This is a genomic window from Tsuneonella sp. HG222 (assembly GCF_053819185.1).
Genome location: NZ_JBSOQZ010000003.1, coordinates 1 through 14385, shown reverse-complemented (window position 1 = coordinate 14385; position 14385 = coordinate 1). Strand labels below are relative to the sequence as shown.

12 protein-coding genes are annotated in these 14385 nt (G+C 58.7%); 4 read left to right on the top strand and 8 right to left on the bottom strand.

Going from position 1 to position 14385, the window contains the following annotated elements; genetic code table 11:
* From ACWPMZ_RS16500 to ACWPMZ_RS16485, 4 genes are all read right to left on the bottom strand, one after another.
* Nucleotides 1-1222, bottom strand: a 1222-nt coding sequence (locus ACWPMZ_RS16500) for an Ig-like domain-containing protein (RefSeq protein WP_455705182.1), incomplete at its 3' end; no start/stop codon positions are given.
* Nucleotides 1223-2439: 1217 nt separating this feature from the next.
* Nucleotides 2440-3045, bottom strand: a complete 606-nt coding sequence (locus ACWPMZ_RS16495) for an LptA/OstA family protein (RefSeq protein WP_455705181.1) — start codon at nucleotides 3043-3045, stop codon at nucleotides 2440-2442.
* Nucleotides 3042-3689, bottom strand: coding sequence for an LPS export ABC transporter periplasmic protein LptC (locus ACWPMZ_RS16490; RefSeq protein WP_455705180.1), 648 nt, complete (start codon nucleotides 3687-3689; stop codon nucleotides 3042-3044). The genes ACWPMZ_RS16495 and ACWPMZ_RS16490 overlap by 4 nt, the downstream gene beginning before the upstream one ends.
* A gap of 24 nt (nucleotides 3690-3713) precedes the next feature.
* Nucleotides 3714-4331: a ribonuclease D gene (locus tag ACWPMZ_RS16485; RefSeq protein ID WP_455705179.1), complete on the bottom strand. Its 618-nt coding sequence runs from the start codon at nucleotides 4329-4331 to the stop codon at nucleotides 3714-3716.
* Between the two features lie 81 nt (nucleotides 4332-4412).
* Here ACWPMZ_RS16485 and ung point away from each other — a divergent pair, with 81 nt between their 5' ends.
* Complete coding sequence (gene ung / locus ACWPMZ_RS16480; RefSeq protein ID WP_455705183.1) at nucleotides 4413-5090, top strand: uracil-DNA glycosylase; 678 nt, start codon at nucleotides 4413-4415, stop codon at nucleotides 5088-5090.
* A 709-nt stretch (nucleotides 5091-5799) separates the two neighbouring features.
* Here the strand turns inward: ung and ACWPMZ_RS16475 are convergent.
* From ACWPMZ_RS16475 to ACWPMZ_RS16465, 3 genes are all read right to left on the bottom strand, one after another.
* A complete protein-coding gene (locus ACWPMZ_RS16475; RefSeq protein ID WP_455705178.1) occupies nucleotides 5800-6672 on the bottom strand; it encodes an IS1595 family transposase in 873 nt (290 codons plus the stop codon).
* Nucleotides 6669-7568: a hypothetical protein gene (locus ACWPMZ_RS16470; RefSeq protein WP_455705177.1), complete on the bottom strand. Its 900-nt coding sequence runs from the start codon at nucleotides 7566-7568 to the stop codon at nucleotides 6669-6671. Before ACWPMZ_RS16470 ends, ACWPMZ_RS16475 begins: the two co-directional genes overlap by 4 nt.
* 2644 nt (nucleotides 7569-10212) lie before the next feature.
* On the bottom strand, nucleotides 10213-10638 hold the full coding sequence (locus tag ACWPMZ_RS16465) for a MarR family transcriptional regulator (RefSeq protein WP_455705176.1): 426 nt from the start codon (nucleotides 10636-10638) through the stop codon (nucleotides 10213-10215).
* 340 nt (nucleotides 10639-10978) lie between these two features.
* Between ACWPMZ_RS16465 and ACWPMZ_RS16460 the strand changes: the two genes are divergently transcribed.
* Nucleotides 10979-11419 carry a MucR family transcriptional regulator gene (locus ACWPMZ_RS16460; protein ID WP_455705175.1) on the top strand — a complete coding sequence of 147 codons (441 nt, stop codon included), beginning with the start codon at nucleotides 10979-10981 and terminating at the stop codon, nucleotides 11417-11419.
* Nucleotides 11420-11450: 31 nt separating this feature from the next.
* Nucleotides 11451-11909, top strand: a complete 459-nt coding sequence (locus tag ACWPMZ_RS16455) for a dienelactone hydrolase family protein (protein WP_455705174.1) — start codon at nucleotides 11451-11453, stop codon at nucleotides 11907-11909.
* On the opposite strand, the gene ACWPMZ_RS16450 is transcribed toward ACWPMZ_RS16455, so the two are convergent.
* Complete coding sequence (locus ACWPMZ_RS16450; RefSeq protein WP_455705173.1) at nucleotides 11906-12769, bottom strand: TauD/TfdA dioxygenase family protein; 864 nt, start codon at nucleotides 12767-12769, stop codon at nucleotides 11906-11908. The genes ACWPMZ_RS16455 and ACWPMZ_RS16450 overlap by 4 nt on opposite strands.
* Before the next feature lie 239 nt (nucleotides 12770-13008).
* Between ACWPMZ_RS16450 and ACWPMZ_RS16445 the strand changes: the two genes are divergently transcribed.
* Nucleotides 13009-14088, top strand: a complete 1080-nt coding sequence (locus ACWPMZ_RS16445; RefSeq protein WP_455705172.1) for an IS110 family RNA-guided transposase — start codon at nucleotides 13009-13011, stop codon at nucleotides 14086-14088.
* Nucleotides 14089-14385 lie beyond the last annotated feature (297 nt).

The window sequence follows — 14385 nt, the reverse complement described above, 5'->3', positions numbered from 1 at the left end:
GATTCGATACCATGATATTGACGGTGAAGGTGTTGGGCGTAAGATCAGTATCGATCCCGCCGTTCGCCGTACCGCCATTATCGCGCACCTGAAAGGTAAACGTCGGGCTGGTCCCGCCCTGGCCCGCCACCGGCACAAAGGTGAGGTTACCGGCGCTGAGCTGCGCCAGCGTGACGAACTGCCCGGCGCTGATATCAACATTGTTGAGTTGCAGCTTGCCCTGCGCCGCCGCAGGCAGCGTGGTGATTACCACGCCGGTAAAGGCATTTCCCTCCGGATCGGTGTAGCCGGTGTTGAAATCGGCCGTATCGAGCACGAGCGTGGTGATGTCGTTGGTCGTATCGCTGGCATTCGCGCCTGACGGTGCGTCGTTAACCGCGGTGACCGTGATATTGGCGGTGTCGGTCGAAATGGAGAATGCAGTGGGTCCTCCGCTTGGCAAGGTGTTGCCCATCCCGCCGTTGCTGCCGGCTGTCCCGTCCCAAGCCTTGAACGCTATTGCGTCGCTCACCGTCCCGCTGAAATTGGCATTTGGTCGGAAAAAAATCCGCGTGTTGGCGTCCGCCAGAAGAAAACGCGCCGCGCCTTCGCCGACGATCCCTTCCGAGAACCAAGAAGACCCATTGTTAAGCGAGAAATACCAGCTGCCACTGGTTAAATCGAGATAGACGACCGCGATCCCCAAAACTGGGCCATCGGCGTCGGTAACGTTGTCGAGCCCTCCGACCGGTGTGGTATAATCGACAAGCGAGGAGACAAGCGTTCCGACGGCACCGACCGGTGCGCCCGCATCTTCGAGGACCGAACTGAGGACCGGGGTCTTGTTAGTATTTAGAACCGGGGCCACATTTGGATTCTGTGAAACCGAGAGCCGATAATCGCCCTGACGAGGGCCACTACCACTTCCTTGCGAAGCGACATCGAGGAAATAAAACCCTGGCGTAGTTATGGTGTAGACGATCTGCGAATTGTTCACGCTGAGGACAGCATTGGTAGAAAGAATGGCACCCATCGAATCCCGCAGATTCAACGTCGAATCGACAGTATCGGCAGCATTTTTTGCGCCATTAACCAGAAACGTATATGTGCCGAGGCCCAGGGAGACACGGTACCAGTCCTGGTCGTCGTTAGGGCCACCCGAATTGTCGCCGAGACGTCCGTCGACAAAACCCCCAACCGTTACAGGACCATAGTCCAAAGTAGAACTTCCGACGTCAGCCATGACCCACTACCCCTGAAAATCCGTCGATTGCGAAGAAGCGACTCGCGCAAGCATCCAATCGCTACGTATTTTCCCTTAGCAGGCATCTGGCCGACGTATATCTAACGCAAGTTAGGTGTCCCATTTCGTGCACAGAATATGGTTAGCGTCAGGAGCACTTGACGCCGGCCTCAGCGTCTGAAGCACGCGACAGACTTCCGACAAATTCGGAACCGCTCCGAAACTAAGATACCGGCTTTGGCGATAAAGTAGCCAGTTTTGACAGGCTCAATTTCAAGTTTGTCTGCCGTCACCGCCAATGCAATAGGTGGCGTGGACAAATTTGCGCCAGTATCTGGCGGTGGCGATATGGACCATTACCGAGGAGCTGTTTGCAATTTTTCTATAACGCATGGAAATGGCGCGCTGTTGATCTTGAGAAGGCCGAGCATGGGCTCATTCGGTTGCGCTTCTTTTACAGCGACTGAACGTGTTTGATCTTCACGCGGCGGTTATATTTCCCGGGGATGGAGGCTTCAATTTTCCGCTCGCACCGGAGCTTCCAGAGAATGCCATTAATGATCGAGCGGTTCTGCTCGGCCCGTCTGCCTCGACCATGGTTCTCAGGCTCATACGGCAGCAAGTGCTTCAAAATACGCTACTCTGCTTCGGTATGATCGCTCCTGTTCAAGCCTGCCTCAAAAAAGCAGCCGTGAATCATCCGGCATGATCTGCGTATATAAGATCACTTCTCGTTGCAAACGCAGGCGAGTGGTCTAGGCTGAACCTGCAACATTTTCGAAATGCCCGTTCTTCACCGCCGCGGACTTCCCTTAGCGACCGGGGTTTCGTGCTCAATCGATCCCAGCGTCGGCTCGGAAGCCAACCGTCACGCTATGCAGTAAGCCAGTTCGCATGCATTATGATCGCGGCGTAAGCTGACTTGGCGCAACAACTAAGCGCAGCTACATCAACCGAATGTCCCTGAAAGCAATTGATTGTTCTGACCATGTCACTGTTATTGGCCAAATTGCGCCGAGCAATACTGCAACGACTTGGCGAAAGTCCCGACTTGGCCGACAAGAGTCCATGGGAAGTCGACGCAATCATTGTGATGATCTGCGGCGGATTTCTGCTTGCCGCCCTCACTCTATTTTTTTGGTAATTGAAGAAAAAGCTCTGCACACACAGAGGAATATTACACCAATGTAATCCCTCTGAATGTTCACGCTCATTCATCAATCTGTGTCCGGAACCGAAAACGTGCCGCTCACCCGGCCGTTGCTGCCGGAAGTCGCCCCGGGAGTGCCCGAGCCGCCGCGGCCGTCGATGCTGCTAAGGCCGCTGTTGAGGTCCATCGTCAGGCGCCCGCCATTGAGCGTGTCGCTGCCGCGGCGCAGCGAAACGCCACCCGACAGAACGATCACTCGGCGGTTAAAATCGTACACCCCGGCCGATCCGCTCGCGCGCTCGTTGCCGCGGTTGACGTTGACCCCGCCGGTCGCGTCGATCCGCTGGATCCGCAGGCTGCCGTTGTCGGTGTAGGCCACCGTCGTGCGCCCAGCGCTCAATCGCAGGTCGCCCTGGGTGATCACGACGTTGCCAGACAACACCACGCGGTTCTGGCGGTCCTGCAGCTCGATCCGGTCGGCCGCATAGTTGACAGGCTGGTTGGAATTGAACCCGGCGATGCCTTGCGCCCCGGCGACGTTGCCGAAAGACAACGCGCCGACTGTGCCGGCGACGAGGCCGGCGGCGAGACCGCGCAAGGCGAGGCGAGAAAGCGGGGAGCGCTGCATGGGTTCAGTCTCTAGCGCTTCGTCCCTCGCGATCAAACGGTTCATTGCGGCATCCTCATCCGCCCAGGAGCCATATTCAGGCGGGCATTCCCGACCAGAGCGACCGATCGTTCCGACAGGTCCGCGCGCAGCGAATCTGCGGAGAACGTTCCGGCCGGGATCGCCCCGTCTATGCCACCGCTGCCGACCAGAATTTTCTGCTTGAGGTCGATGTTCACGCCGCTCGCAGTGATTCGATACCCGTCGGCCGCCTGAAAGGCGACCTTGCTGTCGACAGTAACCTGGTCGGTCTTGTAATCGTAGCGCCCCAAGTCGGCCGAAAGCACCGCGGGCCCCTGCGGCAGCAGGATGCGGGCGACGAGGTTCTTCATTCGCACGACCGGTTCGGTCACGCTGCGCTGCACCGCCTCTCCGGCGCTGAGCGAGAAGGGGCGGCCCTCGTCGTCCTCGCCGCGATAGACCGCGCTGTCGACCCGCAGGCGGTCGTCGGCGAGCGCCACCTTGTTGCGGTCGAGCAGGAAGCTGACTTCGCCCCGCGGGCTGAGCGGCGTGATCACCATCAGCGCCGCGACCACGCCCACCGCGGCGGGCAGCCCCACGGCGAGCCAACGGACCAGCCGGTCGAACTGGCCGCCGGGCGCCGCGAAGGCGCGGCGGCGGTCGCGCATCTGATCGGCTTTTACAGTCATCGGGTTGCGTTGCGCGCGGACGCCTTACTCGTGGCTGAAGATATCGCGATCGGCCCAGCCGGCAATATCGAGCCGGGCGCGTGCGGGAAGGAAATCGTAACACGCCTGCGCGAGTTCGAGCCGCCCTTCACGTTCGAGCCGCGGGACCAGAACCGCGTGCAGCCGGTGGAGGAAGCGCACATCGGCGGCGGCATAGTCCTTCTGCGCATCGCTGAGCTCTGCCGCGCCCCAGTCGCTCGACTGCTGCTGCTTGGAGATCGTCTCGCCCAGCAATTCCTCGAGCAGGTTCTTGAGGCCGTGCCGGTCGGTGTAGGTGCGGGTCATTTTGCTGGCGATCTTGGTACAGAACACCGGCGCCGCCATCACGCCCAAGTAATACTCGATCGCCGCGAGGTCGAACCGCGCGAAATGATAGAGCTTGAGCCGCGCCGGATCCGCCAGCACCGTCTTGAGGTTGGGTGCGTTGTAGGTGCTGCCGCGCGCAAAACGGACAAGGTGCTCGTCGCCGCGCCCGTCGCTGATCTGCACCAGGCACAGTCGGTCGCGCGTCGTGACGAGACCCATGGTCTCTGTATCGACGGCGACCGGTCCGGGGGCGAGCACGCCTGCGGGCAGATCCTCTTCGTGAAAATGAACAGCCATTGGCTAAGCGCCTTAGGCCGATTGGGGATAGAGGGGAAGCGCCGCGTGGAGGGGCAGGCGCAAGCGGTCTATGCTGCCAAGATGCTCGAACCCGTACCCCAAAGCTGGCGCGCGGCGCTTGATGCGAGTCTATCCCGGCCCGAGGCCCTCCGGCTGGGCTCTTGGTTGCTCGGAGAGGAAGAGGCCGGGCGCACGATCTACCCCCCGCGCGGCCAGCGGTTGCGCGCGTTCGAGCTGACCCCGCTCGATGCGGTCAAAGTCGTGATCCTCGGGCAGGACCCGTACCACGCACCCGGGCAGGCGCACGGCCTGTCGTTCTCGGTGCCCGAGGACGAGCGCCTGCCACCCTCGCTGCTCAATATCTATAAAGAGCTGGAAAGCGACCTCAGCATAGCGCGCCGCAGCAGCGGGAACCTCGAACATTGGGCGCTACAAGGCGTGCTGCTCCTCAACACGTCGCTGACTGTCGAAGCGGGCAAGGCGGGCAGCCACGCCGGGCGCGGGTGGGAGGCGATCACCAATGCAGCCCTGGCGGCAGTGGCCGAACGCGACTCGCCGAGCGTGTTCATCCTGTGGGGCAACCACGCGCGCCGAAAGGCGCAGGACGTTCCCGAACTCGGCCGGGGCAGTCGCCATCTCGTGCTGACCAGCGCGCATCCCAGCCCGCTGTCGGCCCATTCGGGGTTTTTCGGCTCGAAGCCGTTTAGCAAGGCCAATAATTTCCTCACTGCCAACGGGCGTGGTGCGATCGAGTGGTAAGGGAAGGCAAATGGCTGGATAGGCGTGTAATCTATATGCCATTGGCGGCGCTAACTTAACGTTACAGATCGACTTCGGGGGAAACCCGCTATTAGTAGGGATTCCAGTATTCCAGAATGACAATCACGCGGACTTAGGTGAGCTAGTTTGACCGACGATTTCAAAAAAAATCGCTGGGTGACTGATTGACGAGCATGTTCGTCCTCGTGGGTATTACCGTGGTGGCAATGGGATGGCTTTGATTCGAATACGGTACGGATCCCCAAATCCTTATAGCCGGATCCGCCAGAGCCTTGGAAACATACATCTTGCTCTTCGTGCCGACATTCGTTTGGCATATCGCCGATCTCACCCAGGTCGCCCTTTATGGGGTCCGGGGTACGAATCTTTCGAGCGCTAGAGATTCTTCATCGTGTCGCTATGTGCCTTTAGCGCTGCCGATCCGTTCCGCCGTGCTAAGTTCTTAAATGACCTCGGTTGCCCGGAGGTTTTGCCAGCAAGCCGTAGCGCGCCATCGTACTCTCGACCGATTCGCTCGACGGCGGCCGGATCAGGTCCACCTCGACAAGCTGGGCGGAGAAGAGTGTGCGATGCAAAATTTCGTATCTGACGAGATTCTCTAGTCAGGTGGTCACACCGAAGCACAAGGTCAAAGGGCCCATTTCGCCTCGTCTCACAAAGCGAATATCGGCGTCCGGCGCCTCCGAATTTATTCTCTCTCGCAAGACGGGTGCCGATAGCAGGTCGCGAGGCGCCAGAATCCCCAATTTTTGATCCGGGTACTCATGAAGACGAAGCAAAATTCCCCCAGATAAGAATCGAGGTTGTCGTAAGACACGTGGCCGAGCGAACTCCCAAGCCTCTCTTTGAGCGATCTCCACATGGTCTCGATCGGAGCCGTCGTGAAACCTTGATCATCGCTGAGCGAGCCGTTGCCGTGGCGAATAACGATGTGACGCCACCCACGTCCCGCCAACCCCTTATAGCCAGCCCATCCATCAGTGACCAAGAGCGACCCTCGTGCCACATGATGTTCGATGACTGCAGTCAACGTCTCGTTGCGCTTGTCGGGAATAATTTTCAGGATCAAGGCATTCCTATCATACAATCCCAAAATTGTTGCTTGGCCCTTGCTTCTAAGCTTTAAAACAGTCTCATCGATTAGTACTTCCTTGCCGGGTCCACCAAGTTTTGTCACGATACCAACTATCGACATGTGACACCTCAGTGCTCTTAGTAGTTTCTTCGATTCCTTGATCGAGATACCCAGATGCCTGCAAAAGAAGCGGAATGATATACCTCCGTTGAGCTCGCAAATCAGTAACATGGCGTAAAAAATCATGCGCACTGGAAGATTCAAGTTCGAGTAGAATGTTCCGAATGTTGCCTTGCGGCTTTCGCCGCATTTTCGGCAAAGGAACATTTCGGTTGTTTCGCAATATGCCCAAGCGCAACCTGGCGCGCGTCCGCTATTTGACGACCACGTCTGATTGGCGTGGTGAAACATGAAGTTTTTTGCGGACTTTTCGTCTGGAAAGGCGCCTAAAAGCGTCTTGAACGAAACTCCCCGGTTCCCCTTCATCGGAAACGCTCGATCACACCAAGAAGTTTACCAAAGATGCGAATGCCGCGGCCTTTTTCGCTATACCGAAAGGCGTATTCATTCAGATATCGTTCGAGATGCTCTCCCCGATGAGTGAACCGCCCTCGGCGAGCGTTTCTTTTAAAATAAGGCCAAAATGCATTAAGCCTGGCCCGAGCCTCCACAAGCGCGCCATTTTGGGACCCCATTTCCCATTCCGCCAACCGCACGCTGATACGCCCGTCCCGTGTGAGACTTTCCCACAGTGGCAGATTGCTCGTGGTCAGGATTGCATCCTGCAACTGGAGGCCGGCCAATAGTTTCGCATAGTGCATTCTGCCAGGTTGGCTCGGCTTGACTTGGATGCCACTGGCGCTGCTTAAGCCCAAGATGAAGGTACCGAGCGTTGGATTGCGTCGCCAACGTCGACCGTAGTAAAATAGAAACTCGTCAACGTAGCATTCGCGATAGTCGGAGGGCTCATATTCGAGTGTTCGTATGAGAGCAATGCGATTTCTGAGCAAAGTTAGGGCTTCCCATGCTTTCGATTTCGAGATCGCAAAATGATCGGCAAGAAATCGAAGTGAAAGAGGAGGTTCGCGGTTGGCGTAGATTGCCAGTAAATATATCCAACTCTGTGGATGAAGATTAATTCGCGAAAGCCAAGTTCCAGCCATGATATCCAATTCTAAACCGCAGCGCCCGCACGAGCGGAGGAAAGGTCGGGGTGTTAATTGCCAGATCCCGGGGCTTTTGCAGCGCTTGCAGGAAAAGGTAGGGCCGCCACGGATTTGGAAGAAAAACTCGGCTATACTTTCCTCATCTGGAAAAAAATCAAATATGCGACATACAGAAATAAATTCGCCCTGTCCAAGTAAAGTGTTCCAATTTTGCATAAATCTATCGATGCATTTGAGCTACCAGAAGGTTTGCCGCTTACTGACAAAATTTATCTGAAATGAGCAGTGCCCCATGCAAACGCGCCCCACGTTCAAAGCGTTTGGCTATTTCAATGAGCGTGTCAAGTTTGTAGCAGACTGCAATACCATTCTCATCGCGGATACACTTACTGATGACCCATAAACCGTACCGGGTTGCTGAGAATTTCTTGTGTGGCTCAGGAGGATCTGGGTCGCCCTGATAATTCCTGTCCCTCAATCAATCATGGCGGCTTTGGGTACGACGCAGCGAATGTGTGCCATACTCGGCTTTACGCAGACTCCTGAAGGGTCAGGTTTGTTTGTCTGCTTATGGACCGAGAACCGAACAGTCTGCATTGCGACGCAGGCTTTGAAAAGGCGGCCAGTGAGGGCAAATCGTAACACGCTGCCATTCATAACGGGCAGGTGTGAGGCAGCGCCTCGCCCCGCGTCGCTATTGAACACTGTGCCCCCAGTTGTCCTCGCAACGGGCTCTTTCGATCATAGCACCTTAAATTGGTCTGTCCTAGGAAAGGGAGACTATGCAGGTTTAACCATCTTTCAACTCAGAACCTACCACTTCGCAATTGCGTCGTGTCCTTGTGGCCTCGATCCTTTCGTTGACCCCCCTCATCTTGCTCGGCTTCAGCTTCCTCCCACACAGCGAGTTTTGCGAAGTTCGAGAACTGCGAGCGTCGATTGATCGGTTGATTGAATTGCACAGCGAGCTCGACGAACTTCTCTCGCTTCACCAAGGCGTAGAGACGTCCTAGGGCGCGTGGCGCAGGTCAAACTTCAACTTCAACTTGACGGCAAGCCTCACGATTTCGCCCCCGCCAACTTCTGACAACTGCGCCACCAAGCAGCGTGAAGCCGCCTACGGCCCACTTGCCATCAAGCTGCGACCATTTCGATCACGAAGTCGGTTAGCAGAGATGTGATCAAATACGTCGGTAGGTCCAAAAATTGGCATGATATTCTTTTGGTCGATGCCGGGTGCCCTGCCGCCGCCTAGCCATGCACCTCATCCGCCGGGATTTCGCAAACGTCCCGTTCCTTCGCGCCAAGCGGGGCACGGGCTGCGGTGAGCGGCGTCCGCAAAACCCTCCCGCATGCCCAGCGTTAATTTGGGAGCAAGGCTAACAAGCCAACTTTCGCTTTTGTCGTTGAAGTGGAGGCAACCGTGGAAGTAGCAGTCTTACTCACTACGATGGTTTTCGGAACGTTGGGCACGACTTATCTTCTTGGCGAAGCGATCGCGATGCGCAGACCAATGCGGCAACCCGAAGATCCGCGTTGGCGGATCGCTGGGGCGCCGCCGCCGGAATGGACGTAGGCCTGGAATTTCTTGGTGTGATATGGGGGCGGTGCCGAGGACGAGGCACAGAACCTCTAACGCCTCAAAGCCTCATCGAGACGCCTAAGCAGCTCTCCGAATGCCTCATCTTCCATAGGGAGAAAGACTTTGCTCAAGCTCTGGAAAGCATCGATCGCTGCTCGGCAATCCGCCGCTGTTTTTCCCGATCATCCTGGATGCGAACCCAGAGGTCCGGGGACACGTCGGGTTCCGAAATTTCCGGCAACACGAAGCGGCGCTGCGGCCGGAGTTTCGAACCCGTGCCGGCCGCAGCGCCTCAGTACTATGGACGGGGATCAACCAGCCCATGTGGGTGTGTGCCGCTAAGCTGCGACAACCGGTAAAAAATTCACTACGCAAGTACCCTTAGTGGATACGGGCCAGCTGGGGCGCAGGGCCGCCATTCCGTCACCGATCAAGCCGCGGCGGTGTATCAGCACTGCGCGTCCGCCGCTTCCGTGCGCAGGACCTTGCCGATCCGGTGACACAGGTGCTCGAGCACAAAGCGTGCCGGCGGATCGCCGACTGTCGGGCAGCAATCGTGATCGTCGGCTAGGCTAGAGGCGCCGGGCTCTGGGGTCTCGTCTTGCCTAGAATCCCAACGGCAGCGCGTGCAATTGACCGCCTCGCGGCCGAGCGGGTCGGCGACGACTTCAACCGCGCCGGTCCTCCCCTCAAGCCAGCACAGCGGGCACGCTGGCGCTTGCGCTTTGCTCCGCGTCTGGTCCAAATGAGCCACGGTCCGGCACAGTCTCGTTTCGATCAACGATTTCGCCCGACAAGGCTACTACCTACGCAACCGCTACCTGCGTCCCGAGTGTGGGTACGCGGTCGACGCGCAAGCGGTGGCGATGATGACCGAGCGCCGGCTGCGCGAGCGGATGCTGTTGATCGAAGTTCTTGAGGAGCGGCTCAAGTGCCAGCGATGCGGCCGTCGCGCGGCGCACCTCACGCCAATCGTGGGCAGGTGAGCGAGAGGGGGAGGCGCACCGACCGGATTCGCTTACGCCAGATGCGCCACCCTTGTAAAAGCTCTCTGCGCTCGACCGTTCCCACCGTCGGCCACTATTCTGCTAACTGTTAATAAACGTGAATTCCGCTTGGCGAGCGATACAATAGGATGCACAAGCGGCAGCAGCAGGCTGGCCTCTTCGCAATCAACCAGACCAGCTTGCTAACGCAACGTAATCATGTCGCGTTCTCGATCTGGCACGCCGGGCAAGTTCGTTCTCTGCCTGGCGTGCCGCTTCGTGGGTGGAGCCTTCAGTTGAAGCCTTCCGGGCTTTGATGCTCCAGGAACTTGGAAAAGTAAGGCAGCTCTCGGCGTCCATGATCGGCGAGGCGGACAAGGCCGTCGGATCGGGTGCCATCCCGCTGGACCAGGCCATGGGCAGCCAGGTGGTCAACATACCTCACCACGGCAGTGGCTGGCAGGTTAGCCGCATCGGCAACTTGTTCTTGCGTCACAGCTCTGTCCTGCAGTTGCGCGCGGTAGAGAACCAGAAGGATGAGCCAACCCTGATCGTTGACGACCTCGGGCGAGAAGACCTCAAAACGTAGGCGCCGCTCTTCGACCCTGGCATCAAGCCATCCGGCAACCGGTAAGCCGCCTGAATGCCGGCAGCTTTCTTGGTTACCGCCCACGGGGGAGCGCCGAGCGCCTTCTTCAGAAATATCAAAAATGCTCATTGTGCTTGGCTCGTTACCCATTCGCGTCGATCGCATCACCGCTGTCAACGAAGAATTTACGTGCGACCCTCCAGCCAACGTACTCAATTGAAAACCCCGTGGCTGGCCTAAAGCGACAAATATGCACTGCCAAGTACCGCAGTTCGGGGACTCCGGGCCAAAAATCGGCCAGCTGCCGCTCGATGCTGTTGCGCAAGATGCGGGAGGGCGTTGCACCGCCGCAAAAGCGACCGCATGTTCGATGAGCGGCGTCTTCGCCTTGCGTTTCGATCAAGATCACGTCGACAGGCGCGCATCCCCGCCGCTAGAGGATCCTACCCAATCACTCAGGAGCTTTGACATGGACCAAGGGGAAGCCGGCGAAACTGAGATGCTGATTGCCCACACCACTGACATCGTCGTCTCTTACGTTTCGAACAACTCGATGGCCGCTGATGAAGTCTCTTCGCTAATCCAGAGCGTCTATGCCGCTCTGTCCAATCTTCGGAGGGATGTTGCGCTTATTGTAGAGACTCCCAAAGCTGCGGTCTCCATTCGATCTTCGGTAAAGAAGGATCACATCGTCTGCCTGGAAGACGGTAAGAAGATGAAAATGCTCAAGCGCCACTTGATGACCGATCATGGCATGACGCCCGATGAGTACCGTGTCCGCTGGAGCCTTCCTACGGACTATCCGATGGTCGCGCCTGATTATGCCGAGACGCGTCGTGCCCTTGCAATGAAGTTCGGCTTGGGAAGCAAATCCGGCCCAGGGCATGGCAGACGGAAGAAGTCGACGTAATCTAGCTGGATGTCAGTGAAAAACGGGGTTGATGATCCGCGCAGCCGACGATGACATGCTGGCGGCCATTGGAGATCTGCGGACTGCCGCCAATTTCCGCAAGGTGGCGGCGATCGGCTGGTGCTATGGTGGACGCATCACCTGCATTGCCAGAATACGGAACGGGGTCGACGCGGTCGTCGGCTATTATCCCACGGCGTTCGAGACCCGGCTGGATCTTATCGACAGCCTGTCTGGCCCGCTGCAGCTGCATATGGCCGAGATAGAGCAATTAGCCACCCGGCCCAATGCAATCGAAGTCATTGCCGCAGACTGCGCCGGACACGCTCAGGTCGATCTGACGATCTATAGCGGGGCCATGCACGGCTTCGGCTTCTTGCCGCCACATCAGGCATATGATCAGCAGGCGGCCCGCCTGGCCGCCACGCACACGGCCCTGTTTCTGCAGCATCTGCTTGAAGCAGTGCCTTCAACGCGCCTTACGGCCTAGTACGCGTCTTCCAGCACTGTGGCACGGCGCATGTCCCGCCGGTGGGTGGTGGTGTTGAGCGGGGTGGCCGCGTGCAACGCACAGCGGTTTTCCCAGATCACGATGTCACCAATGATCCAGCTGTGGCGATGGACATATTCCCGCGATGTTGCGCGCTCATACAGCTCTTGCAGCAGCGCGGTCCCTTCCGCTTCATCCATCCCCTCGATACCGGTGCAGTGTCCGCCGATAAACAGCGTCTTGCGGCCGTTCGGCATGGTGCGGACCAGCCGGTGGCGGACTGGCGGCAGTTGCATCGCCTGCCGCGTTGCCGCGTCACCCACATGCCCTGCGCGTCGGCGCGCTTCCCAGAAATCATGGATCCCGACCAGTGGATCGAGCCGTGCCTTCAAGGCATCGGGCAGATCATCGTAAACCGCCCGCAGGTCCACGAACAGGGTATCGCCACCCACTTCAGGCGGCGGGCATTCAACCCCGCGCAGCATCGACCACTTACTGCCACGTTGCTGGAACGAGCTGTCAGCGTGGAACAGCTCTGCCGCCGCAGCGATGTTCCGGTGGCGCGGGACCACCTTGATATGTCCCTCGGCATCAAGATTGCCGGCGAAGAACAGTTCAGGCGCCATACGTTCGCTGCGCCGGTCGGGATAGCCGGGTGGCAGTTCCAGCGTCCCGAACAGGCGGGCAAACCGCAATTGTTGTTCATCGCTGATCGGGCCCTGCCGCATCACGCAGACGGCATAGGAAGTCATGGCCCGCTCGATAAAGTCGCGCAATTCGCGCGTCGGCTCGGTGCTCAGGTCGACCCCCGTGATCTCGGCAAAGAAGCGCGGGTGAAGCCGAGTTGCACGCCAGACCAAGGCAAACCTCCAGTTAAACAGCCAGCGGGCGCACAATGCCGCACCGATTAATTCTTACTCGTAAGAATGATTAGTCCCCAAAGCTATCTCGGCGATGAACAATTGCGGGAAGGCGGATCAGGTTCAGGGGCACCGTCAAAGCAAATGCAGCGGCTGGTAAGGAACTGAGGGCAGGGCGGGAATGCCTCGTCCGAAGAAGCCGCATAAACTGATGGGGTGGATGGCCCCTGTGTTTAACGATGCTGAGTCGTATTGTGGGCCGTTGTCGAAGCAACCCCAACAAAGGACCATCCACCATCGAGATTACCACGATCGGCCTGGATCTGGCCAAGTCTGTTTTCAGCTTCACGGGGTTGGTGCACAGGGCACCGTCGTCTGGCGCAAGAAGGTACAGAGCGGGGCGCTGCTTGGGGCGCTGGCACAGGTTCCTCCCTGCCTGGTTGGGATGGAAGCGTGTGCTAACCGCCCATCACTGGGCGCCCGAGATCTCTGCCCTGGGCCATGAGGTCTGGCTGGTGCCGCCTGCCTATGTGAAGGCCTATCTGCGGCGCCAGAAGGACGAAGCGGCCGATGCCGAAGCGATCTGCGAGGCGGTACGACGTCCGAGCATGCGCTTCGTGATAGACAAGGGCGCAGAGCGGCAGGCGGTGCTGGTTCTGCAGCGCTCATGCGAACTGCTGGTGCGCCAGCGCACTATGCTGATCAACGCGTTCCGCGGACACTGTGCTGAGTCCGGCCTGGTCGCCGCTCAAGGCGTAAGTGGAGGTCGCGATCTCGTTGAGCGGATCCGGCAGGCAGACAGCGCGGTACTGCCGGACATGGCGAAGGCGGCAATGATGCTCCTGGCCGAGCAGCTTCATGCGCTCGTCCGGCAGATCCAGGCACCCAATCGGCGACTCCTGGTCTGGCACCGCCAAGACCTGGCCAGTCAGAGATTGGCCATCATCCCGGGCGTGGGCGTTATCAGCGCCACCGCCCTGGCCGCCCCGGTGACCGATCCGGCAGCGTTCCGTTCGGGCCGGGAGTTCTCGGCTTCGCTGGGCCCGGTCATCGCCAGAACTCCTCAGGCCGCAAGGACAAGCTGGGGCGGATCTCGAAGATGGGAGATCGCTACCTCAGGAAGCTGCTCGTTGTCGGCGCCACATCGGTGGTGCGGCGAGCACGAACCGCCGATACTCCTGCAGCCAACTGGGTGCGCAACCTGCTCGGGCCGTAAGCCGGCCCGGCTCGGCACCGTTGCCATGGCGAACAAGAACGCCCGGATCGTCTGGGCAGTACTGGAGCGTGGCGAGACCTATCGCTCGCCTGCCGCAAGCTGAGAACAATCGCAGCGCACAAAACGCGGCTGCGTCGAATTGTAAGGGTGCCAATTGGACTGATGATGACGATCTGAACGCGGGCGCAACGGCCGGGACAGACCTAGGTGCTGTCGGAGCTTCGAACTCGCCGGACTGAATTGGACTCGACTAGCGGACAACATCAGGGCCAGCGGCCATCACGCGCCGCGCCAACAGGCGGGACAGATGACCGCACCCTGTCAGATCCGAACATCAACTCAATTTACCCCTTGCAGCGCAGGGGCCATTCACAGATGACAGCACCCGCTCGAAGAGTGT

What these genes read in the sequence shown, in the direction of transcription:
- ACWPMZ_RS16495 (WP_455705181.1), bottom strand. Translation starts at nt 3,045, where the DNA reads ATGAACCGTTTGATCGCGAGGGACGAAGCGCTAGAGACTGAACCCATG.
- ACWPMZ_RS16470 (WP_455705177.1), bottom strand. Translation starts at nt 7,568, where the DNA reads ATGCAAAATTGGAACACTTTACTTGGACAGGGCGAATTTATTTCTGTA.
- ACWPMZ_RS16460 (WP_455705175.1), top strand. Translation starts at nt 10,979, where the DNA reads ATGGACCAAGGGGAAGCCGGCGAAACTGAGATGCTGATTGCCCACACC.
- ACWPMZ_RS16455 (WP_455705174.1), top strand. Translation starts at nt 11,451, where the DNA reads ATGATCCGCGCAGCCGACGATGACATGCTGGCGGCCATTGGAGATCTG.
- ung (WP_455705183.1), top strand. Translation starts at nt 4,413, where the DNA reads ATGCTCGAACCCGTACCCCAAAGCTGGCGCGCGGCGCTTGATGCGAGT.
- ACWPMZ_RS16475 (WP_455705178.1), bottom strand. Translation starts at nt 6,672, where the DNA reads ATGAAGGGGAACCGGGGAGTTTCGTTCAAGACGCTTTTAGGCGCCTTT.
- ACWPMZ_RS16445 (WP_455705172.1), top strand. Translation starts at nt 13,009, where the DNA reads ATGCTGAGTCGTATTGTGGGCCGTTGTCGAAGCAACCCCAACAAAGGA.
- ACWPMZ_RS16485 (WP_455705179.1), bottom strand. Translation starts at nt 4,331, where the DNA reads ATGGCTGTTCATTTTCACGAAGAGGATCTGCCCGCAGGCGTGCTCGCC.
- ACWPMZ_RS16490 (WP_455705180.1), bottom strand. Translation starts at nt 3,689, where the DNA reads ATGACTGTAAAAGCCGATCAGATGCGCGACCGCCGCCGCGCCTTCGCG.
- ACWPMZ_RS16465 (WP_455705176.1), bottom strand. Translation starts at nt 10,638, where the DNA reads ATGAGCATTTTTGATATTTCTGAAGAAGGCGCTCGGCGCTCCCCCGTG.